The sequence below is a fragment of the Vibrio sp. La 4.2.2 genome (genome assembly GCF_027586995.1).
Classification (GTDB): domain Bacteria; phylum Pseudomonadota; class Gammaproteobacteria; order Enterobacterales; family Vibrionaceae; genus Vibrio; species Vibrio mediterranei.
On sequence record NZ_JAPPTJ010000002.1, the window covers coordinates 483,228 to 506,468 of the forward strand.

At 42.5% G+C, this 23,241-nt stretch carries 22 protein-coding genes; 8 read left to right on the forward strand and 14 right to left on the reverse strand.

All coding sequences use genetic code 11. The annotated features are described in order from the left end of the window. Positions 1-25 precede the first annotated feature (25 nt). Positions 26-361 carry an ArsR/SmtB family transcription factor gene (locus tag OH456_RS05345; RefSeq protein ID WP_006072772.1) on the reverse strand — a complete coding sequence of 112 codons (336 nt, stop codon included), beginning with the start codon at positions 359-361 and terminating at the stop codon, positions 26-28. 161 nt (positions 362-522) lie between these two features. Here OH456_RS05345 and OH456_RS05350 point away from each other — a divergent pair, with 161 nt between their 5' ends. Further along, complete coding sequence (locus tag OH456_RS05350; protein WP_006072774.1) at positions 523-2,226, forward strand: FAD-dependent oxidoreductase; 1,704 nt, start codon at positions 523-525, stop codon at positions 2,224-2,226. 73 nt (positions 2,227-2,299) lie between these two features. Here the strand turns inward: OH456_RS05350 and OH456_RS05355 are convergent, their stop codons facing one another. The 6 genes from OH456_RS05355 to OH456_RS05380 form a co-directional block, all read right to left on the reverse strand. Further along, positions 2,300-2,686 (reverse strand): cytochrome b562, encoded by a 387-nt coding sequence (locus tag OH456_RS05355; RefSeq protein WP_443088626.1) that lies wholly within the window; start codon positions 2,684-2,686, stop codon positions 2,300-2,302. 127 nt (positions 2,687-2,813) lie between these two features. After that, positions 2,814-3,557, reverse strand: a complete 744-nt coding sequence (locus OH456_RS05360) for a phosphatase (RefSeq protein WP_124942068.1) — start codon at positions 3,555-3,557, stop codon at positions 2,814-2,816. Positions 3,558-3,654: 97 nt separating this feature from the next. Continuing rightward, positions 3,655-4,131: an RNA-binding S4 domain-containing protein gene (locus OH456_RS05365; protein ID WP_124942067.1), complete on the reverse strand. Its 477-nt coding sequence runs from the start codon at positions 4,129-4,131 to the stop codon at positions 3,655-3,657. Between the two features lie 104 nt (positions 4,132-4,235). Next, on the reverse strand, positions 4,236-4,721 hold the full coding sequence (locus OH456_RS05370) for a hypothetical protein (protein WP_006072781.1): 486 nt from the start codon (positions 4,719-4,721) through the stop codon (positions 4,236-4,238). 9 nt (positions 4,722-4,730) lie between these two features. Continuing rightward, a complete protein-coding gene (locus OH456_RS05375) occupies positions 4,731-6,881 on the reverse strand; it encodes an LruC domain-containing protein (RefSeq protein ID WP_270032967.1) in 2,151 nt (716 codons plus the stop codon). Between the two features lie 125 nt (positions 6,882-7,006). Further along, positions 7,007-7,942, reverse strand: coding sequence for a DMT family transporter (locus tag OH456_RS05380; RefSeq protein ID WP_270032968.1), 936 nt, complete (start codon positions 7,940-7,942; stop codon positions 7,007-7,009). A gap of 112 nt (positions 7,943-8,054) precedes the next feature. Between OH456_RS05380 and OH456_RS05385 the strand changes: the two genes are divergently transcribed. From OH456_RS05385 to OH456_RS05405, 5 genes are all read left to right on the forward strand, one after another. Next, positions 8,055-8,954, forward strand: coding sequence for a LysR substrate-binding domain-containing protein (locus tag OH456_RS05385; protein WP_270032969.1), 900 nt, complete (start codon positions 8,055-8,057; stop codon positions 8,952-8,954). A gap of 136 nt (positions 8,955-9,090) precedes the next feature. Beyond that, the gene (ylqF, locus tag OH456_RS05390) at positions 9,091-10,029 is read left to right on the forward strand and encodes a ribosome biogenesis GTPase YlqF (protein ID WP_006072791.1); all 939 of its coding nucleotides are present in this window, start codon (positions 9,091-9,093) and stop codon (positions 10,027-10,029) included. 119 nt (positions 10,030-10,148) lie between these two features. Then, positions 10,149-12,320, forward strand: coding sequence for a YccS family putative transporter (yccS, locus tag OH456_RS05395; protein ID WP_270032970.1), 2,172 nt, complete (start codon positions 10,149-10,151; stop codon positions 12,318-12,320). Between the two features lie 209 nt (positions 12,321-12,529). Continuing rightward, the gene (locus OH456_RS05400) at positions 12,530-12,691 is read left to right on the forward strand and encodes a hypothetical protein (protein WP_270032971.1); all 162 of its coding nucleotides are present in this window, start codon (positions 12,530-12,532) and stop codon (positions 12,689-12,691) included. Between the two features lie 161 nt (positions 12,692-12,852). After that, the gene (locus OH456_RS05405; protein WP_240205347.1) at positions 12,853-14,112 is read left to right on the forward strand and encodes a hydroxymethylglutaryl-CoA reductase; all 1,260 of its coding nucleotides are present in this window, start codon (positions 12,853-12,855) and stop codon (positions 14,110-14,112) included. A gap of 51 nt (positions 14,113-14,163) precedes the next feature. On the opposite strand, the gene luxQ is transcribed toward OH456_RS05405, so the two are convergent. The 5 genes from luxQ to OH456_RS05430 all read right to left on the reverse strand — a co-directional run bounded on the left by luxQ (position 14,164) and on the right by OH456_RS05430 (position 19,208). Beyond that, positions 14,164-16,758, reverse strand: coding sequence for a quorum-sensing autoinducer 2 sensor kinase/phosphatase LuxQ (gene luxQ, locus OH456_RS05410; protein ID WP_124942062.1), 2,595 nt, complete (start codon positions 16,756-16,758; stop codon positions 14,164-14,166). Next, a complete protein-coding gene (locus tag OH456_RS05415) occupies positions 16,758-17,861 on the reverse strand; it encodes an autoinducer 2-binding periplasmic protein LuxP (RefSeq protein WP_006072798.1) in 1,104 nt (367 codons plus the stop codon). Before OH456_RS05415 ends, luxQ begins: the two co-directional genes overlap by 1 nt. Before the next feature lie 75 nt (positions 17,862-17,936). Beyond that, complete coding sequence (locus OH456_RS05420; RefSeq protein ID WP_031494328.1) at positions 17,937-18,221, reverse strand: GIY-YIG nuclease family protein; 285 nt, start codon at positions 18,219-18,221, stop codon at positions 17,937-17,939. Positions 18,222-18,282: 61 nt separating this feature from the next. Then, positions 18,283-18,942, reverse strand: a complete 660-nt coding sequence (locus OH456_RS05425) for a YceH family protein (protein ID WP_198558902.1) — start codon at positions 18,940-18,942, stop codon at positions 18,283-18,285. A gap of 50 nt (positions 18,943-18,992) precedes the next feature. Continuing rightward, positions 18,993-19,208 (reverse strand): hypothetical protein, encoded by a 216-nt coding sequence (locus OH456_RS05430; protein ID WP_270032972.1) that lies wholly within the window; start codon positions 19,206-19,208, stop codon positions 18,993-18,995. A gap of 190 nt (positions 19,209-19,398) precedes the next feature. On the opposite strand from OH456_RS05430, the gene OH456_RS05435 reads away from it, so the two are divergent. Further along, the gene (locus tag OH456_RS05435) at positions 19,399-19,716 is read left to right on the forward strand and encodes a DUF496 family protein (protein ID WP_006072802.1); all 318 of its coding nucleotides are present in this window, start codon (positions 19,399-19,401) and stop codon (positions 19,714-19,716) included. 275 nt (positions 19,717-19,991) lie between these two features. After that, positions 19,992-20,237 (forward strand): YgjV family protein, encoded by a 246-nt coding sequence (locus OH456_RS05440; protein WP_006072803.1) that lies wholly within the window; start codon positions 19,992-19,994, stop codon positions 20,235-20,237. 267 nt (positions 20,238-20,504) lie between these two features. On the opposite strand, the gene OH456_RS05445 is transcribed toward OH456_RS05440, so the two are convergent. Both OH456_RS05445 and OH456_RS05450 read right to left on the reverse strand, forming a co-directional pair. After that, positions 20,505-21,083: an SOS response-associated peptidase gene (locus tag OH456_RS05445; protein WP_006072805.1), complete on the reverse strand. Its 579-nt coding sequence runs from the start codon at positions 21,081-21,083 to the stop codon at positions 20,505-20,507. A 407-nt stretch (positions 21,084-21,490) separates the two neighbouring features. Then, on the reverse strand, positions 21,491-23,200 hold the full coding sequence (locus OH456_RS05450; protein ID WP_270032973.1) for a bifunctional metallophosphatase/5'-nucleotidase: 1,710 nt from the start codon (positions 23,198-23,200) through the stop codon (positions 21,491-21,493). Positions 23,201-23,241 lie beyond the last annotated feature (41 nt).

A 23,241-nucleotide genomic window follows, 5' to 3' on the forward strand; every position in this document is an offset into this window, starting at 1 on the left:
ATTGAACCCACTACAGAAAGCCCTATCAATGGCAATATAAACTATGTAATTGGCTTATAAGCCCTGCAACTCTCTGATCTTTTAAAGAGTAATAGACATGTTGAGCTTCTTTTCTTATCCCTACTAGCCCTGCTTTCTTCAATACTGACAGATGTTGGGAGAAAGCAGACTGGCTTAGGTTTGAGTTGGACTGAAGCTGGCCTGCACCTTGTTCGCCATCTACAAGCTGGCATAAAACAAATAGCCTATCAGGGTGTGATAATGTTTTGAGTACATCCGCTACATCGATGACTCGGCTTTTCATTTCCATTAAGTCCACAACGGCAGTCTCCACGATTTGATCATTTTGCATAGCGCGCATTATCTATCCAATTTATTACTTTAGTCAATACTTAATTAGCTTTTTAATATTTAGATAATTTTACATTAGACTTTTCTAATCTTATTGATATAGTAACGACAAATGAACATTGAATGCACGTTTAGAACATCGCACCTAAACGACACTGACAGAGGTAAAGTATGACTAAGATTTTAATCGTAGGCGGAGTTGCAGGTGGCGCATCTGCAGCAGCAAGAGCTCGACGTTTGAGTGAAGAAGCCGAAATTATCATGTTTGAGCGCGGACCTTTCGTTTCATTTGCAAATTGTGGTCTTCCCTATCACATAGGTGGAGATATCACCGACCGTTCAAAGTTATTACTTCAAACTCCAGAGAGTTTCCTCGCTCGTTTTAATGTTGACGTTCGTGTTATGAACGAAGTCATTTCCATCGATAAACAGAACAAATTTGTTACTGTTCGCAACCTCGTTGATGGTAGTGAATATTCTGAAAGTTATGACTTTCTATTACTAAGTCCTGGCGCGGCTCCATTTGTACCGACCATACCAGGCATTGATAACCCATTGACTCATACCCTTCGCAATATCCCCGATATGGATCGAATCATAAAGACGATTCAAATGAATAAGCCTGAGCATGCAACAGTCGTTGGCGGTGGCTTTATCGGATTAGAAATGATGGAAGCTTTCCACCAGCTAGGAATCAGTACCACCTTAATAGAAATGGCCGATCAGGTGATGACGCCCGTTGATAAAGAAATGGCAGGTTTTGCACATGCAGAGATTAAACAAAGAGGCATTGATCTCAGATTGAGTGCAGCACTTGAATCTGTTGAGTATATTCCGAATGAACATATTGCCGATCAAAATGCTGGAGAGACAAACGAACATCAACATTTACAAGGCAAGTTACGTTTAACATTAAACAATGGCGATGCGTTAAATACTGATATGCTTATCTTGTCTATTGGTGTCAGACCGGAAAATACCCTAGCCCAAAACGCAGACCTCGAACTTGGCGCGTTTGGTGGTATCTCGGTCAACGAACACCTACAAACCAGCGACCCGTATATTTATGCAGTAGGCGATGCTGTTGAAGATCCTGATTTCATCACAGGAAAACCTAGCTTCGTTCCGTTAGCTGGGCCTGCTAATCGTCAAGGTCGGATGGCTGCTGACAACATGTTAGGCCGTAAAGAGAGTTATCAAGGCACACAAGGTACTGCGATTGTTAAGATCTTCGATCTTGCTGTAGCGTCCGTGGGTAAAAACGAAAAGTTGCTTAAACGTGATAATATCGCGTACGAGAAAGTATACGTACATACCGCTAGTCATGCCGGTTATTACCCTGGTTCGGAAATAGTCTCGTTAAAGCTATTGTTTAGCCCCGAAACTGGCAAAATTCTTGGTGCGCAAGCAGCAGGAAAAGACGGCATTGATAAACGTATCGATGTTTTAGCTGTGGCTCAACGTGCAGGAATGACCGTAGAGCAGCTACAACATCTTGAACTAACTTACGCTCCCCCTTATGGCAGCGCCAAAGATGTCATCAACCAAGCAGCCTTCGTTGCCAATAATATTTTAAAAGGTGATGCAACACCGATACATTTCGATGAAATAGATAATTTGAGCGACAACCAGTTGTTGTTGGATGTACGTAATCCAGGTGAGTTAGAAAACGTTGGTTTCATTGACGGCGCAATTAATATACCCGTAGATCAGCTGCGCCAACGTATGGATGAGCTTCCTAAAGATAAAGAGATCATTATTTACTGCCAAGTGGGGTTACGCGGTAACGTTGCATATCGTCAATTAGTGAATAATGGCTATAAAGCCAAGAACTTAATTGGGGGCTACCGAACCTTTAAGTTTGCACAGGCATAGCGCTACCTATTTAACCTAAATCAAAAGGAGCACTCAAAGAGTGCTCCTTTTTAATGTCCGAATTCGATATCAGTTAACCAAACAGACGCTTCCAAATACTTGGATTACGCTTGTCATGGTACTCCAATCTCAAGCTGTCCACTTCACGTAATGATTGCTTGGCCGCTTCAAGGTCACCCTGATCCAGTTCCGCATTGACTTCACTTACCGCGCCTGACAGCTTTTTGAAACCTTCCAAATACAATTCTGTTTTCTCTGGTGGATAATCACCTTGCTTTGAGTCGGCAATTAGATTTTCCAAATCAAGTACTGGTTTGCGCATTTCGTCAATGGACTGAGCTTCTGCTGCTTGTTTAAATGCTAATTTCATGGCTTGCATGTTCTTCTTGAGGTCCACCTCCTCTGCTAGAGTACTAGTAGAAAATAAAAGAACTGATGTAAGCAGGCTAGCCGTAGTTATTTTTATCATTATTATTCCTTTTGAAGATCAATTAGACCCCAGTTTCCTGAGGTCTGAATACCGAGTTTACTAAATCTCGTTACTACAACGTTAATGAAATTGTTTCTAAACGTTATTTACGCAAATCTTAGAATTCGGCAAACTCTTCTATCGGTGCGCGTCCTCTCAGCTCTAGGAAATCCAAGAATTGACGAGCGTTGTAAGTAATAATCTTATCCGTCGGCATTTCAACCGTAGTCAGCAATTCACTGGTCAGTTCGAATAAACCAATGGTATCGCAAAAATGTGAGTCACTGCCTGTAGTGATGTACCCACCCGCGCGCTTTACTGCTCGAGCGATGTCATAGCAGCGGTCCACACTTCCGACTCGGCTGTGCCCTCTCAGCGTTGAGTTATTGATCTCTATTGCGACATGATTGGCTGCCGCACAGTCCGCTACGCTTTGAAAATCAAAGTCAAAGTTCGGATTTCCCAAATGTCCAAGCGCATCCACATTGCCACTTTCAATTGTATTGATGAGCGCTCGAGTGTGGTCCTCCTTAGTAGAAGGTCTAAACACAGGCTCATGAAAGCTGCCAATAATCCAATCAAGTGCTTTGTATGACGTAGGATGTACATCAATGTCCCCATTCACATTAAGAATATTTGCCTCTACACCGCGAATAATAGCAACGTCAGATAGAAACCTTGGGATAACACGTTGGTTGGAGAAAAACCAAAAGTGAGGGGCACCAGGCATTGAATCAGCATGATCTGTAGTACACAGGACTTTTAATCCATGTTCTTTTGCCGCTTTAGCATTTTCAATAATGGTGCTGTAGGCATGCCCACTTGCATAAGTATGAGTATGCGTATCTACCTCAAATTTCATTGTTATCTCCTCTATTGCTATTAAGCCTCTATTATCAGCGGAAACTGTGGCACTTTAACGACAGCGAATATCGATTGCTCGCATAACGTAAATCGTCTTAGAAAAAATCGATACCGCCACGTCCGCTATTAGGGTCTTTTGATTTAGAGCGCGCTTTATTCGGCTCAGTAGATTTCTTTTTCTGTTTAGCCGATTGCTCTCTCGTCTTTTTTTGCTGCTTGTTCTGCTTTTTTTGTTTTGACGAAGGCGCTGCTACCTCTGGCTGTTTAGGTTGCAGTTGTTTTCTTTCCTCAGGTTCAACAGGCGGTTTGTCACATACAACGACATAATATTCTTGGTTAAACTCAAAGAAGTCACCATCATACATTTTGCGTCGTTTTCGCGTTTCTAGCTCGCCATTCACCGCTACATAGCCTTCCGCTATAAAGTGCTTAGCTTCACCGCCGCCTCCAACAAGGTTTGCTACCTTAAATAGTTTGTATAGCTCGATTGGATGGCTTGAAACTTCGATACCAATAGCTTCAATCTCAATGGCATCGTCGTCATAGTGTTCGTCGTTGTATTCTTGGCTCATAATGTGATTTGAATCGAATATTTCCCCGCATTGTACTGTGTTGTTGAGTAGCAAGCCATTAAAAAGCCCCGTAAAACGGGGCAATTCGTATTTTCCTCTTTTTCTCACCAAGCGAGGTTGTTACTACTCGCTGACACGAGTTTCTGAGCCGGTGGGTTACCATCATACGTCCAGATTTCAACTAAGAACGCATCAACGTGTTCTGCAGCTGAGAAATCGATTTGAGCACTCCCATTGTTCAGTGACGTAGAGGCGATTTTACTGTCGTACACTGGAGTGAGTACACCAGAGCCGTCGTCCTCATACTCTGTATAAACCGAGGCAAACGCTCTACCAGTTACGTCGTTACTTGCGTCAATGTCCAATGAGTAGTCTTCGATTGGCTTATAATCCAACGTATCCGGTATAGACAGATCACCCATTGTTCTTGATACTGACACTGTAACCGGAGCTGGAACCGGCTCAGGAGCGGCCTCGGTGGTATTCCCCGTAGAGCCCCCACCTGAAGAGTCGCCGCCACCACCGCCACCGCCTCCACAAGCAGTGAGTGTTCCGAAGGCAATTAGTAAGGTTATATATTTGGTATTCATAATCATCTCCTAAGGAACGTAACATTTGCCGGGCGTAGCATATTGCGATTCAAACCAGTTTTGAGCATTCTCTCCAGATGACTCTGCGTAAGTAGCAAATTGAGGATACGCAACCACCAAATCGATATACTCTAGTGGCCACTCCCACTCGTCATTTATTAATAGCGCCCAAGGCAGATTCTCTGCTGTCTTAAAGTACACGCCAGTATTTGAGTTGCTTACATCGACGCCTAAACCAGCGAACATATCTGCATCAAATTGCTCAGTTGGTTCGTAGTTAGGTAGGTGCACTTCCCATTTACGCCCTGGTACAGTAAACCCATCTCCATGATACGTATTGTCTGTAGCGAAAATGAAAGGGTCGTACGGCATAGCCATTAACCCAGTAGTAGTGCCGCTATTGTAGTTAACGTGAACCGTAAAGTTGAGTTGTACATCCTCTTGCTCAGCACATGAAGACAAAGTCCTATGGAAATCGCAACCGTCTACTTTAAATGTCGACGTATCGTTAGTGATGATAATAATCGCTTCATTAGAAATCAGTTCTAATCCACTTGAAGCCAATGTCTCGCCGTTTTGGATTTGACGAGTGGTAGCGCTATCAATATCGTCACGATTGACACCTTTGAGTCGGATAGCAAAGCCATTATGGTAAGATGCACCCACTGCCCCTAAGTAACCATCAATCTTAGATTTAACTACTTGGTCGTTTTTGAGAATTTCCGTGACACGGTAACGCACAACGACATCGTTCATGTCATAGTCGGCGGTATAAGGCCAGTTATCCTCAAACGCAACAGTGGCGTAACCGGTAGCATTGGGATAATAGCGAACGGTGATGCCATCTCCAGTAACCGTAAGAGCATGATCCTCAACTTCACCACTCGTTGAACCACCAAAATAATTTAACCCTGTTTGTTGACTAAAGCGGAAACGACTCCAAGTTGTACCCACTGTTGCATCAATATCAGCTGTAAAAACTAGATCGTTGTTTCCCGCAGATAGCGATTCGTCGGTAAAAATCTGCTCCCCCGCATCCGCAAAGTCACCATCTTGGTTCCAATCTATCCATGCAGACAGATACCCAGAGGTGGAAGCATTAACCCTAACAATACTATCGAGCCCTGGTTCGACCGCAGTGACAAATCCCACACCGTTTTCATCATCAGTGCCTACTTCATCATCCGCTAAATTGTTGTAACGTCCATCTTGTTCACCATCTGGTTCCCCACTTCCCAACCATGTACTACCGTCGAGCTCATGTCGTGGGCCATTGTCAGCAAGTTTTGTTGAGTAACTTTCCGGAGCATCTCCAAAATCAATGTTAGAGTCCTCATCTATCACTGGTGCGTTCGCACATCGAGCGCCATCGTTTTGGTTCGAATTTGGACCATCGGCAAATTTGACAGCCGGAACTATGCCCGCAGCAATGTTTGCGGCATTACCCGGTGAAAGGTCAATGCGATAGATCTGACCATCTTGATTTCTCGACACATAATAGTAGCCATCTACATCGAAGTACCCAGCACCAAACGTACCCGTTTCGCCAGTATCACCAATATAAGTTTCCTGACCTGTGCTAGCGTTAAACGAATATAAAGCACCCGAGCCGTTATCTACGCCATAGAGCTTGCCGTCGCTTGGATGGAAGGCGAAGTCAGTGAGACTTACTACCGCACGCGTCGTCACTCGATTAACCGGTAAAACCGCACTACTATCACTCGCGAGCGGTGAAAGATCGATAGTAAACAATCCTTTTCCTGTTCTATAAAGGTAATAAACACTTTCGTAGACATCACCGACATAAAAGGTGTGGTCAGTCGGTAAACCCGATGTATTCACGACTTCCGCTTGGAAGTCGCTCCCTAAACGAACGATTCGCTTATTGCTAGTGTCATATCCATAGATATAACGGTTGTCAAAATCGAAACCGACACCGTTAATGTTCACATTCATACCAGTATCGCTTTGCAATAGACTAGTCGAGCCCGTAACAAGGTTGACACCATAAACTTGAACTGGATTAGATTGGAAAAGATAGGCTTTGCTTGGGCACGTATCAAACGGCGCGGCGTTGCTAGACGTACTAAACAATAGTCCGCTCAGGGCTAAGGAAGCCACCAGTCGTTTTGTGCCTTGTGGTAACATCTGTTTTTTCATCTGCTGTTCCCTGCTTATGAATGATCAATCAGATGTCTACAAAACTCATGCCATATATTTATTTACTATATTTCAAATAGTTATACTTTCCATTAAATCTATTTTCAATCTGCAATTCAATTTAGCTAACCTGCGACGGAAGACTTTTCTTTATGAGAAATAATGACCTTTTGAGGCGGAAATACCGTTGTTAGAACACTGGTCATTACAATGAGCATTAAACCAAGTAACTGTGTGTGACTGAAATCAACATCAAACACAAGGAATTGCCATAACGCTGTGAAAGCCAGATTGCTATAGATTAAAGGTGCTAATTGAGAATTGCTATCAGCAGTTGAATAGGCTTTGTGTCGCGAAACCTGCGTATTGATAATCAATAGTGCCATAATCGCCAAAGCCAAAAGAACCCCTGTATTTACTGCATTGTCGCTGAAAATACTCACAGGAGAAGTCCAGTGAGAAAACGTCACAATCGTTAGTAGAATTAAACTCGCAATACCAAATGTCCAAGCATTAGTTTCTAAACCTGACATTTCCGTTTTTGACGCTTTATATAGGCTGAGTTGAGAGCCAGCATTAAAGAAACCCGCCAGAAGACCAACTAAAAGTTCGGGTTTAACAACAAACCCACTACCATCATTGGCCAACGTTACCACTCCTATAAACGTCATAAACAACGCTACGATAGTCGACCAATGGAGCTTAATATTGAAGAGTATCTTTTCCAAAACTGCGATAAAAACAGGCCCTGTTCCAAATAGCACAGCACTTTCCACCAGTGAGAGTTTGTTCAATGCATAAATAAAGCACAGTTGACAGGCTCCAATACACAATGCTCTTACGACGAGCAACTTGGCCATGGCCAAATTAGGCGTTCTTATCTTAGTGAAAATCAGTATCGAAAATATGAACAAAGCAGGAAGCGCAAATCGTAAGAACGCCAATGTGGTCACATCAAGGCTTTCAGACAAGAATTTAGTTAATAACCCAGTTACAGATAAGCTAAGTGTCGACGATAACATATAGAAAACAGGAGTATGGGTTAGTGAAATTTTAATCATGTATCGTGCTCGCGAAATGTGTCTTTTGGGCTAAATTATAGTGATCGCGATCACTGAAAAATACTGAGTAATTATTAATGATTATGTAAGTTTTACTTACATAGAGTGATAAATGAAAAAATACCTTGCACTCAAATCCATCTATACATTCGTAGCCGTAGCCGAAACAGGAAGCATGTCCGAAGCGGCACAAAAGCTATTTGTAAGTCACTCAGCTGTAAGTCAGTCAATTAAATCATTAGAAGAACAACTCGATACTAAGCTGTTTCTTCGAATTGGACGGCGCATAGAGTTAAATCAACAAGGCCGCCTTTACTATAAAAAAGTTGCGCCTGCTCTAGAGAAAATTGTTGAAGCTAATGAAGCATTGCTTAACAAAACCGTGACAAATAGGCTTACTGTAAACATGGTTAACTCATTGGCTCTTCACTGGTGGATCCCGAGAGTAACCAATCTCCAACATTTTGCTCCAAATCTGGATATCCGTATTTCAAACTTAATTGGCAGTTTTAACCTTGAGAAAGAAGGCGTCGATATCGCCTTGATTCACGGTAAAACAGACGAATGGCAAGATTATTATTGTGAAAAACTGGGTGACGATGAATTGGTGTTAGTGTGTAGCCCTAACCTACTCGATAAACACGCAGCTATATCACTCGACGCAGTGCTAGGGGATTATCCTAGCATTTTGGTTACTAACGATAGACGGAAATATGATTGGGATACATGGTGTAATGCCAACGCTTTAACACTCCCTAGATACCATAATCACCTGATTTTTAATGCTTCTGTACAAGCTATACATGCCACCATCAGAGGCTTAGGCATACTTGTCACTCACCGTTTGTTTATCAAAGATGAAGTGGAACAAGGACTGCTAGTTGAACTTGGTTCCCCCATCCCAAACCCTTATCAAGCGTTCTACTTTGCGTGTTCTCCAAAGAGTTTGAAATACGAAAGTGTTATTACGCTAAGACAATGGCTGCGTACCGAGTTCGGCCAAAAAGAGTAGTCGATATAAGCGCTTGCTCCACCTATTATTCAAGTATTTTGCGACAAAAACTTCGCTCGCCACTTGTATGCAGGGCTTTACTATCTCGTTGAACCTCCTACAATGTGCACAAATTTCAAAATATAGGTTTTCACTCATGTCTATCCAATGGTTTCCAGGCCACATGCACAAGGCTCGCAAAGAAATCGAAGAAGTCATCCCACAAATAGATGTCATTATTGAAGTGCTTGACGCACGTATTCCATTTAGTAGTGAAAACCCTATGATTTCTCAACTCCGTGGCGACAAACCTGTCGTCAAGGTGTTGAACAAACGTGATTTGGCGGATCCAGAAAAGACGGAACTTTGGATCGAGCACCTAGAGAAAGAGCAAGGTGTTAAGGCAATGGCCATCACCACATCTAATTCTCAAGAAGTGCATAAAATTCTTGAACTTTGTCGAAAACTCGCGCCACACCGTGAAGAGATTGGTAAAAACATTCGCACGATGATCATGGGAATCCCAAATGTTGGTAAGTCTACTATCATCAACACCCTTGCCGGCAGAACCATCGCAGTGACAGGCAACCAACCTGCCGTTACTCGTCGTCAACAACGAATTAACTTGCAAAACGGTATCGTGCTTTCTGATACTCCGGGGATTTTATGGCCAAAAGTCGAAAACCCCCATAGTGGTTTTAGATTGGCGGCTACTGGCGCAGTAAAAGATACCGCTATTGAATACGATGAAGTGGCGTTCTACACCGTGGAGTATATGGCGGCTCAGTATCCAGAACGTCTGAAAGAACGTTATCAGATCGACGAAGAACTTCCTGAATCTGATTTAGAACTTATGGAGCTAATTGGTCGTAAACGCGGTGCTTTACAATCTGGTGGTCGTGTTAACCTTCACAAAGCTTCCGAGATTCTACTTCACGAATTGCGAAACGGTACTTTAGGTCAAGTCACTCTTGAATTACCTGAAATGATTACTGAAGAGCTCGTTCAAGTGGAAATCGAAGCTACACGTAAAGCAGAAGAGAAAGCTAAACGTAAAGAAGAACGCCGTAAACGTTACTTAAAGAACAAGCGTTAATTCCTCACCTTTTGCTATTAGGAAGAACGAATGTTACTCGTTCTTCCTAGAAAACAGTCATTTATAAGCCACAGTAGTTTCTGCTAGAATAACGGTTTTATCAGATACAGCATTCTATTGTGAGCATTCTTGGTCAACTTCGCCTTCAATGGGCCAATAAAACGTTTAACTACAGTGTGTTAATGCTCATAGCGCTATTAGGCGTTGTGATTCCCGCTTGGTATTTCGAGCAACACACATGGGTTACACCATTAATTCTCGGCGTCATCGCCGCTGCGCTTGCCGAAACTGACGACAATTTTTTCGGGCGCATTAAAGCCATCACCCTTACCCTCATTTGCTTTGCCATTGCCGCATTTTCTATAGAGATTCTATTTAACATTCCTTGGCTATTTGCGATTGGACTTTTTTGTTCAACGTTCCTGTTCATTATTCTTGGTGCCATCGGTCCTCGCTATTCTAGTATCGCATTCGGCTCATTGTTAATTGCCATCTATACTATGCTCGGAGCGCATGAAAGTACGAACATTTGGTTCCAGCCGTTGTTACTACTAGGTGGTGCGAGTTGGTATTACTTAGTTTCTATTATTTGGAATAGTTTCTGGCCAATGCAACCTGTTCAGCAAAGTCTCTCTAATGTGTTTAATGAATTGAGTTTGTATCTAGATGCTAAAAGAAACTTATTCCACCCTACGTTAAACCTGATTCCACAGCCGCATCGCTTAAAAGAAGCTAGCCTTAATGCATGTACCGTCTTCGCGCTCAATGCTTGCAAATCGACGTTATTGAACCGCTCTCGACGTGGTCACGTCGATGGACCAAGTGATCGCTTTTTACAGGTTTACTTTATCGCGCAAGACATTCATGAGCGCGTAAGCTCAAGTCACTATCGCTATCAAGAGTTGGCGACCCAATTTTCGCATTCTGATGTCCTGTTTCGTTTCAAGCATGTATTGGAAATGCAGGCTAAAGCCTGTAAAGAGATCGCCTTTGCACTTAAGTTGGGGAAAAAATACTCTCACAGCAACGACTCGATTAAAGCGTTAGTCGAATTACAAGATTCAATTGAGTATCTGGAGCAACAAAATAATCCTGAATGGTCGCCTTTATTAGTTCAGCTAAATTATCTGTTTAATAACTTGGCTACTGTAGAAAAGCTACTTAGTAACGTCAGTAATCCGGATAGTAACGTTTTAGAAGACGGGATACTGGACGACACCAACCCACATACGTTCACAGCGATGTGGAATCGAATCAAAGCAAGTATGTCGAAAGAGTCGATACTGTTTCGACATGCCGTTCGCCTATCAATAGCGCTGACTATTGGCTATGGCATTATTCAAGGCTTCAATCTCGATCGAGGCTATTGGATCTTGCTGACGACACTCTTTGTGTGCCAGCCAAACTACAGCGCAACACGTCAAAAGCTCTCAGCGCGAATTGCAGGTACACTTGTTGGGTTATTTGTCGGCGTCCCTTTACTTACTCTGTTCCCTTCTCCTGAGAGCCAACTGTTCCTGATTGTCCTGTCTGGCGTGATGTTCTTTGCATTTAGAATCAACAATTACGGATACGCTACCGGCTTTATCACAGTTCTTGTGCTGCTTTGTTTTCATCAGCTTGGTGAAGGTTACGCCGTGGTATTGCCACGTCTGATGGATACACTTATTGGCTGTGCTCTAGCAGTAAGTGCCGTCTACTTTATTCTCCCGGATTGGGAGTCGAAACGTATGCACAAGATTATGGCGAATTCGCTGAGGACAAATCGAAGATATCTAATGCAGATTATCGGTCAATATCGTCTGGGTAAAAAAGATGACCTGAATTATCGTATCGCCAGACGCGATGCTCATAATGCCGATGCTAATCTTTCGACTGCGATTTCAAATATGTTGGCGGAACCAGGACGTTATCAAGTGGACACCGATAAGAGTTTTCGCTTCTTAACGCTAAGTCATGCGCTTCTCAGTTATGTATCGGCTTTGGGCGCGCATAGGCAACGACTCGAAGACGAGTCAATCCACCTTCTCGTCTTGGAGGCACATAGGACCATAAACCATCATATCGAATTACTAGAAAATCAACTTGAAGGTATGGGGAATGAAAATAACGTAACTACCGTTGATCAGTTTGATATACACCGACGATTAATAGAATGGCGTGATGAAGATGATCGTTCGGCTCGTATGGTCCTGCAACAATTACACTTAATTTATCGAATGTTGCCCGAATTCCACGCGTTAACTGACGCCCTGACACAACCACATAATGAGGGCACCAAACAGGTTTAGGCCTCGCTGGCCCCCGCCATTCAGGTTGCTTCTATTTATTGTAAGTGAAAGCAACCTGACTATTCTTACAGTTCAATTAACTGTTCCTTACAATACTCGGACAAATTCTCATCAGTTCAACGATAGATTAAGCATCAGCACCATATTACGATGTGAAGATGAACGGAACTCAGACTGCTTTACTCAACAATTTAAATAAAGGTCATAGAATGTCGACGCAACAGTTTGAACAGTTAAGAGAACAACTCAAATTGCTATCTCCTCAGCAATTAAAAGCGTTACAAGGTGAAATTTCCAACCAACTTTCCCCAAGTGCTGCGAATCTACTTAGTGACGAAGAAGTCAGCGCTCTGACACAACTATTCCAGTAAATACCAACCGTTGTATTGTTTCAAAGTATTGCATTTTCTCTCAGTAACCCATTGGATTCACGTGGCAAAGTAATAAGATGTCACATAACCGCACTGGAACTCCTTGTATCTGAGTGTTAGGTGGGTAGAATCCCCTTCCAAACTGTTTTACTAAGATCCGCATGCCAAAAGTTAACCTTCATAAACGTGATTACCTCACTAGTATTGATAAAGATCTCACTTTGACTGAGTTCGATGCTAAGTTATCGCCTAAGCAACACACACCTTCTCGAAAAGTGAATCGTAGCCCTTATCTAACTGCTCGTAATGTTGACTACCGCTGGGGAATTCTTGATAACTCGGAAGCCAAGTCACAATTACTCGATGCTCATACCGAATCCCAAATGGATAGCTATGCCAAAAATATCGAGTTTTTCATAGGCACTCTAAAAATGCCTGTTGGTACAGCAGGTCCTCTACGGGTCAATGGGTTATTTGCACAGGGCGACTATCAAGTCCCGTTGGCAACAACAGAAGCCGCTCTTGTCGCTTCTTACAACCGAGGTGCTAATCTTATTACTGCTTGCGGCGGTGCTAGCGCTATGTTGCTTAATGAGGGCGTAACGCGCACCCCTGGTTTCGCCTTCAAGTCGTTAATTGAAGCCGGAAAGTTTGTGGCTTGGTTAGTAACACAGTTTGACCACTTTAAACAATTAGCTGAATCTACAACATCACACGGAAAGTTAAGCGATATCAACGTCAATATTGAAGGTAATCATGTTTATCTGGTATTCGAGTATTTGACAGGAGACGCTTCAGGTCAAAACATGGTGACCATAGCAACCAACGTTGTATTTGATTACATCATGATGCATACCCCTATCGAGCCTGATTATGCGTTTCTCGACGGTAACTTATCCGGTGATAAAAAAGCCAACTCTCAAACCCTACGTAGCGTTAGAGGCAAGAAAGTCACCGCAGAAGTTCTTATTCCAGCAAGCTTAGTCGAAAAATACCTTCACACTACCCCAAAAAAAATGGCGCAGTTTGGTCAGATGACCACGGTTGGCGGAGCGCTCAGTGGTACTATCGGTATCAACGCACATTACGCCAATGCGTTAGCAGCACTCTATATCGCTTGTGGGCAAGATGCCGCATGCGTTGCAGAGTCTGCTATTGGCATGACGCGTATGGAAGTGACTGATGCGGGCGAGTTGTATGCTAGCGTAACCTTACCAAACCTAATGGTTGGTACGGTTGGGGGCGGGACAGGCTTACCAAGTCAAAAAGCCTGCTTAGATTTACTAGGTTTGCATGGAACCGGTAACTCCCAAGCCTTGGCGGAAGTTGCAGCAAGCCTTTGTTTGGCTGGTGAGCTGTCGATTGTTGGTGCATTTTGTGCTGGCCACTTCTCCAATGCCCATCACAAGCTCGCTCGTTAGTCCATACCGACGACTAAAAACAGGGAAGCGAATTGCGCTTCCCTGCCTTAATTACTTCTCTACCGCCTGGTTTGCTCCTAGGTGATAATGATATTGTTTGAAGTGTCGTAATGCTTCGTACAGAGATTTCTCTTTAATCGGTTTCACAATGACAAAATCTGCGCCAGCAGCAAAGAAGGCTTGTCGGGTTGAATCTAAATTGTCTGCGGTACAAGCGTAGATAGGAACTTTTTGATTAATCGTATTCCGAATTCGTTTAGTCACTTCAATACCTGATACGGAAGGTAATTGGTTGTCCATTAAGATCAACTCAAACGACATCGTACTCAGAATCTCTAGCGCTTCCTGCCCGTCTTTAGCCCAAATCACATTCATACCGTACTTTTCACAGAAGGCTTTGGCAATAAAGGCGTTGGTATGGTTGTCTTCTACCAGCAGCACATTTACTACTTCAGAAAACAAATTGAAATCGATAACCGTTTCTTCAACACTTTGTTCAGCTTGCCCGATTGCTGTTTCTACGGGTAACCTAACTTCGAATCGAGTCCCGCGACCTACCTCACTACTTACATTGATTTGACCATCAAAAATAGTCACTAAGTTTTTAACAATCGCTAACCCAAGACCACTACCACCATACTCACGTGTCAACGTTGCTTCCGACTGAACAAATGGGTCAAAAACCTGTTGAATTTGATTACTAAGGATACCAATACCGGTGTCTTCGACATGAATAGTTAACCAATTGGTTTTACTCGAATCTGTGGTTTTAAGCGCGAAACTTACCTTAACGTGCCCTTTGTGGGTGAACTTTATCGCGTTACTAACTAGATTGAACAAAATCTGATTGAGGCGAACCTGATCTGTATTTAAGGCTGTATTTTCATTTAAACCATTTTGGATAACGAGCTCAATATTCTTATGATCGCAAAGAGGCTTATATATACCCTCAATCGCAGTAATCACTTCTTTGAACTTGAAGTTATGTTTTTCAAGCTTAAAGCTACCATTCTCAATTTTGGAGAAATCTAAAATATCGTTCAACACTGCCAGTAGGTGTTCACCACTGTTACAAAGCACTTCAATTTGTTCTTGATATTTACCATCATCACCTCCTTGCTTAAGAAGCTGTGAAATACCTAAGATTCCATTTAATGGTGTACGAATTTCATGACTCATTTTCGCTAAAAAGTCAGTTCTAGCTTTAGCTGACCATTCGGCTTCTTTACGAGCTTTAATACTTTGCTTTTCTGCCTCGACCAATTTAGTAATGTCTTGGCCCTGTGATAGCACCAACGTACTGTCATCCCTAGTCTGAATCGCGGATAAACTCCACCTAAAAACTTTTTCTCCAATAGGGACATCAATACCTGTTAACGTCGCTCCCATACTCGCCTTCATAACAAGTGGCGTCATCTCGTTTACAAATAGAACAAAGCTCTCGCTGTTTGACTGATTTAATTCTTCAAACAGCTCTAATGATTTTTTCGCTGCCGGGTTAATTTGGAGAATAGTGGCTTTCTCAGTCCAGACAATGATTGGGGAAAGAGAAAAATTGAATAAATCTTGGAACAGTTTTTCTTGCTCTGACAAGCGTTCAAAAGTATTGCTTAACGTGTTACCAATATGATTGAACTCATGGATACTTGAACCAGCAAACCTCTGAACCCGCTCTTTATTTACAGCGACTTTGGTGTAAACCATCAGCTCAGACAACTCTTGAGTTACTTTTCTATTTAGCCAGCGCCTAGTTAAAAAAGATATGGTGGTTATGACGACAAGCGAAAGAAAAATCCAAAATAAATAGCTATTACGTAGTGCAAGAACACTAGGGTTTCGCTGTACTGAAAAGATAGTCAAGACATCTTGTTTCGTCCCGACAGTTAAGTTTGTTTCAGTGATCAATAAACGATTTAAATCTGTTTCTCCGCTATAAATCAAATCAGAAATTGATTTAAGCGTATAGTTGTCATCAGGTGAAATGGTCGACGCAATAAATTTATTACCAAAACGCAGAATAACATCATCACTATTGCTGCCACGCAACAAGCTAGCTAACAAACCTGCATTGTCATCTAGAACAACGCCAACAAATAGGAACCCAAGGACTTCCCCCGACTCGCTTTGGATAATTGGCGTACGTCGAATCAAAGTGTGCTTAAGTCCTAACTGAGAGTCAGTAACCAGTGCATTCCAATTACTGTGGATGTCTACTTTGTGAAACAGCTCATTTAAACTAGAAGACTCCAAACCATAGAAAAGAGCATTGCCATCATCCCAAATCACATCACTTAAATGACTGATAAATCGAAAGTCTGGAGAATGGATTGGCTCAAGGTTGTCTTCTCGGAGAAAAAAATAGTCTAACGAGCGAGAATCATGATTGTTGAAAAAACTCTCAACCGTATCACTTTTGGCATTACTGTCTTGCAAAATTTGTAACGAAGCGAGGCGATATTCGAAGAAGTTATGTATTAAACTACTCGTTTGGCGCGAGGTTCGTTGCACTTCTTCTTGCACGATATCTCGGCTTAAATGCCAACTTTGAATCAACACCCCTACAGTAAAGATCGTCACTACCCATACAACCGTACGAGTAATAAGCGTCGCGAGTGTTTTATGTTTATTGAAGTTCGTTAGTGGCATCAGCTTTTATCAGAATATCTAAATGCTTTCTTTTTCAATTCATCGATCCTTGATTGCGAATCTTTACTGGTAACTAGTTCAAAATCACCGGAATAAACCGTTGGTACGGGCTTTCCTTCAAGGTCCCACTTAATAGCTTCAGCCATTGCAACACCAGTGTCGTCATTCATTCTCATAACGGTTACATCAAGCTTATTATTAGCGATCGCATCAAGTTCAGCAGACCCTCCTCCCCAACCATTAATAACGATATCATTGCGTTTAAGCTGCTCTAGAGCATCAACTGCGCCTAGAGCTACATCCGTTGAGCAAGCATAAATAAAGCTAATGTCTGGGTTCTGTTGCAAGCTACTCAATGCCGCCTTGTAGCCACTCTCTTTGTTCGCTTTTGTGTAATAGGATGAAGCGAGTTGATAGTTACCCGAGTCTTCCATGTCTTGGATAAATGTACCGCCACGTGCATCGCTAACGTAACCTTCTGAAAAATACAAGACAGAATAGGAATGGTTATTTTCAAAGCGCTGTTTAAAGTAATCTGAGAGTAGATGACTGCCAATCACGTGGTCAAAACCAACATAAAGAAACGGAGGGTTTTCATCCCATGCTCTCACTGGAGTCGTGATATTCTGCAAGATGAGCTTGGTGTCAGTTGAATGAATTACGTGTTCAATGAACTTACGATGACGTGTCGTATCTAGTGTAAAAATCAAATAACCGGACTTGTTTTTTACCGCTTCCATCAGCGAAACACTTTGCTGTCGCAAATCAATATTAGGTCGAGTAAAAACTTGGTTAAGCTCGTAGTTAATACCAAGTTCTTCCATACGTGTCTCGAAGGCTTTGATGTTCCTAACCCAATAATCAGACACCTGTTGACCGGGGTAAACCACCGATATTGTCACTGGTTTATTCTGCTCGACAGAGAGTGGTGTTGGCTGTCGCCTAACAACCTCGGAAAGTTCATTGGTAAGCTGTTCTTGAACAGGATGGGCACGGAGATATTCTTGGTAATCCCAATAGCCCGGCAATATTTCACTCGCTGCCGACTGAGTGGCGAATGGAATGATTATGGAAGCTAGCAAAGTTGAATAGATTCTGTTCATGTATTGCTTATCATTATTCTGTTATAGAACAAGTGTATACAACATCTATGTGTTCAGCCAGTCATCTTACTACAGTTATTTTCGCTCGAAACGGACAGCCTGCTTTACTAGATGTTCTTTCTGCGCTTTCCTGAGCTTCTTGATAGCTATTTCTGTTTTCAGAGCTTCACTTTTGTTTATTTCGGATTGACTCCACACAAGCTGTAAAGGCCCTTTACCACGCAGCGCTTTGGCTCCTTTACCTTCTTGGTGTTGTTTAAAGCGCCGCTGTAAATCATTAGTAATACCGCAATACAACGCCGAATGAGACGTTCTAACAAGGTAAACAAACCAAGATGGCTCTTCGTTTTCAACTTCCATGACTTAATTTCAAAATACGCCAAAAAAACAAGGGTAGCGATGATTGCTACCCTTTCTCGCATTACATAAGTGAATTGACCAGCGCTTTGAGCTCACTAAGCTCAGACTTTAAAGATTCAACTTCTTGCTCTAGAGCTTCAATACGCTCGGTCGTCGGAGTGGAGACGGAAATAGGACCAGCAGATTGCTGTGCAAACTCCTCAATGTCGATTTCGCCACTAAATAGGTGCATGTATCGAGACTCGCGTTTACCCGCCTCTCTTGGGAGTTTAACGACAAGAGCGCCGCCTTCACGACTGCTCATCGCATCTAAAACAGCTTCTACCTCTTTAACATCCGTGAACTCACATAGACGGTTAGTTCTGGTACGTAATTCGCCTGGAGTTTGAGCGCCTCTCAACAGCAAGCAACATACAATACCTTTTTCCTGAGCGCTCAGTTTTAAGTCACCAAATTCCGTGTTGCAGAACCTATGTTGAAATTTCGATACACGGCTATTAAAGCCACTTTCATCACTCACTAAACGGCGAGAAATCAATGCTTGAGCTGCATCTTGAACTTCGGCTTCTGACAAAGATAACACTGGGTCACGATTGCTTTTTTGATTACATGCTGTTGTTAGACTATTCAACGTAAGGGGATAGTGATCGGGCGTTGTCACTTCTTTTTCGATAAGGCATCCGATAACACGGGCCTCGACCAAGGAAAGTTCTATATTCATTGTTATATCCTTTTATTCGCTTTAAACCTTACAGAAGTAAGCATACGTACCTAGTGTTCAGAAAGAAACGGAACCCTAATAAAATTGCCATCTTGGTCGACCATCACAACCTTACTACGGTTGAGCTCAACTTCCGTCACTTCCAGTCGAGAGCGCTCGTTGATATAAGCCCCCTTCAGTTTCTTTGACGGCGAAACTTGAGGTTCCTCTTGATTGATCACTATGTCACTTTTGAATTCAGGAAGTGTTTTTGCGTGAGGTAACATGGTTTTCTTAAAATTGACAAACATTGGGTTCGGAAATCATAGCTCTAAGTGAGCTATTAACTCAATTGTTTCTTTCTTGAGTGATGACATTATGAGCAATAGACCGTCAGTATTGATCTAAGGGCTGTTATAACGAGTTTTGTTATGCTTTAATCAGGCTAGATTTTGACAATAATTTAGGAAAGGACTTATGAGTAGCGTATTCGAGATCGTTGCACAAGCACGTCGTAAGAACAAACTAAAACGCGAGCTTCTAGATAACGAGAAAAAAGTTCGTGATAACCGTAAACGTGTAGACTTGCTAGAAAACTTGATGGACTACATCAAGCCTGAAATGACTCACGATGAAATCGTCACCATCATCAAAAACATGAAAGCAGACTACGAAGACCGTGTTGATGATCACATCATCAAGAGCGCTGAGATTTCAAAAGCTCGTCGTGATATCAGCCGTCGCATTCGTGAACTGACTGAAGAAGACAAGCAAATGGTTCAAGGTAAGAAGTAATCGCCTAACCTGATTTATAAGCCCGCTTTTAAAGCGGGCTTTTTTTTAACATTTTACTCAACAAAAACCGTTCTTCGTAACTAAGGTCAGGAGAAAAAACGTTTGCGTAATCGCTAACCCTCTCCGAACACAAAAGTGAGGCTTCCATCACAGAACTCTGGCTGATATAGTGCACCCGAATTAGCAACACCGTTCGAGGCAAGGAGCTTCCTCGTAAATCTCATGATGAGAAGAATAGGTACCAGACTCACTGGCAAGATTTAGAGGAGCACATTATGGACATTAATATGGTTGAGTTATTGGGTTATGCAGCATCAATTATGGTGGCTATCTCATTAACGATGAAGGATATCGTAAAGCTACGAGTGTTGAACTTTATCGGCTGTGCATTATTTACAGCTTATGGACTGGCTATTGATTCTATGCCAGTTGTTATCACCAACGGCTTTATAGCTTGCGTCAACGTTTACTTCCTAATCAAGATGCAACAAGAAAAGCGTGTTGTAAGCTCTAACGCTTAGTACAAACAGAATTCGAAAAAAGCCTCACTAGATGAGGCTTTTTTATACGTAATGGTTTCTTGCTTAACCAAACCAACGACTGAACCACGTTATTTCACCGTAAGCGACCAGATCAAAAATTGTCAAAAACACAGCAGTAATAATCGCTAATTTCACCAGTTTATAAGCGATGAGCATCATACCAAGTTTACCCTTTGTATTTGAAAGTCTGGAAGATTTTACTTCCTTCTCGATGAATCACAAGTGATGTTGTTTTCACTTAGCTTTTTATGCGGGCCGGCAAGTCCAAGCATTACGTATTAATCCACTTTTCAACAAAGCCTCCGCTTCGAGAGCATTGCAATTAAGCCAATCTGAAACCGATTCAGCCGCAAGCAGCGCTGGCATACGGTGATGATAGCGTAGATACTCCTGTGTCGGTGCAGTTGTGAGTGTGATAACCCGCGTCGACTCCGGATAACCAATAGCTGCCATATACAAAGGCGACTTATCTGCTGCATAAAACAAATACTTGGTTTTGTTTTCAGTGGACGAGGTTTCTTGACTCCATTCATACCAACCAAAGCATGGTACAACGACCCTATGTAAAGCAAAAGCTTGTTGAAAAGTCGGTTTAATAGATACCGTTTCAGCTTGAGCATTAATAATCAACTTACTACTCCAGCTTGTTCGGAGCCCCCAACCAAGTGGAAACTGAAATAATTCTTGTTCGGGAGACGCAACAATGCATTGAAGCCGTTCGCTCGGCCGAATGTCTAGATTGGGCGCGGCATAAAAAGCAACGCCAAGTTGACGTGATACAAATTGGCTAAATGGATCATCGATAATGTTAAGTCGACCGCACATAGTAAAACTAAACCAGTTTTTTTCGATAATTATAGAGGATCACGTGCGATTTCTCTTGACGACGCAAGCCTTGGCTCTTAGTTTTGTTTACGGAACGCCTTTGCTTGCGCGTCTGGAACGGCCGAGATTAAGCGGTTCTCGGCCAACCCCTTTCTTATCAGCATCTAAGATAAAAAATATCAAAAAAAAGAAGCCAGCTCGTTTGAGCTGGCTAAAGTGCAGTGTGGGCTAAATTGCCCCTCCTGGTATAAAGTAGACTAGTAGCGACCATGCGCCTATCCAACTCAGTACCACAAGCGTATCAATCCAATCTCTGTTCCACATGGTTCCTCCAGTGAATGTGGCGCAATCTGTTTCGATAGACTGCAACCGTCAAGATCAGTTCAATAAAAGCAATTTACGTTCCATTATTTTGGAACCGAGTCTTTGTTTTCTCGGTTTATTCTATTCACTACATACGGTCTATCCGATAAAAGCTTTATAAAACAATCAGCCATAGACCAATTTGTAACGGTACCTGTCCCTTCCATATTTAATATGGCGTCGTAGCCCTCTTTTCCTTTCATGGTGTAAGCGCTTGAACTACCAGTATATATTTTGTTCAACTCGATTGGCTGGTTAGCAATCTTAATATCTGTAACTCGAGCCCCTTTAGGTTTGTCTTTGTCATAATGAAACTCAAGTTGCGACGTATATGGATAACTGCCTGAACCCGTTCCTATAACACCATTACCTATTGCGTTGTCGATTGCGCCTTCGATGATACGTGGAATGTACTTCCCTTTTATCTTATAGATGCCTATCGGCACGGCAAAAGGCAATAATTTTCCGGCAATGTCCGCCACCGAAATAGCGCCGCGATTAAGGGAATTGCGTACGCCACCCGCATTGTGAATAGCAAAGTCAACCTGATGACCAAGCGCTTTCATGGTGTGCAAAAATGACGCAGCAACGAGAGGAGCAATCTCACTACCGCCCTGTTCATCTGGGAGCCTAATATGTCGAAGAGTAAGATTCAGAGTCGTCACTTTTTGCTCTTGTAATGCCTTTACTCTAGGACGGTACTTATCATTCATTATCTGTTTGATTGACGGATGTTTGCGACAAACCTGGACGTTCGGATGCGATTGAACTCTATCTCGAATCGCTTCATAAGGAATGGATGATACCTCACCGTCTACATCCATAAACACTCGGCGTCCGACTAACAGTTCGTTTTTGCCGTAAAAGCTCACCACTGAACCATCACTATCAAACTCAATTTCACAATGGCCCATCATCATCGCATGGTAACCCGCTTGAACCACATATGTGCCATTCACATTAACGCCATAGTGATCTTTGGAAGCCAATCCTAGTTGAGAAAAGTCACCCTGTAACACATGGCTATGTCCGCCGATAATAAGCCCAACACCTTCCAATTGGCCCGCTATTTCAAGGTCGGTCTCATAGCCCATATGGCTTAAGATAATGATTTTATTGATACCACTTTGTTTAATGGCGGCGATAGTCGCTCGCGCAACCTCTAGCGAAGACTCAAAGCTTGTATCACAGTCCGGGTTCGCGATGTCAGCCATTTTGTCGATAGACAAACCAAAGATGGCCACTTGTTCGTTCCCAACACTCTTCACTATCCATTGTGCAGTTTTTTGCTCCACATCATATTGGTATAGATTCGGATGCCCATTTAGCGGAAACTCTTTGTCCCCCTCTCTAGAGAGGTTCCAGTTACCCGCCAATAACGGAAACTCTATTTCTCTAATGAACTTCCCGACAGGTTCATTACCCATATCAAGTTCATGATTACCCAGTGCCATCGCATCTGGTCTAAGTTCATTGAGTAATTCTGCGTTTGCTTCGCCCTTAAATAAAGAGAAGTACAGCGTCCCTTGAAAACAATCACCTGCATGTAACAGCAAGAATGCCTCATCATCCGCCTGTGCTCTCAGCTGTTCAACTCGAGTTGCAATGCGTGCAAAGCCGCCAGCGCTAACAAATGGTTGATATACAGTTTCGTTATGGACGATGGTTAATGGAAGAGACGTTGGTTCAAAGTATGAGTGAGTATCATTGATATGAGCAATCGTTAGTTTGAGAGGTTTATTGTTTTTCTTCATAGCGTTTCTCTGTTATCTCCCCTCTGATGTTAGACCGCTTT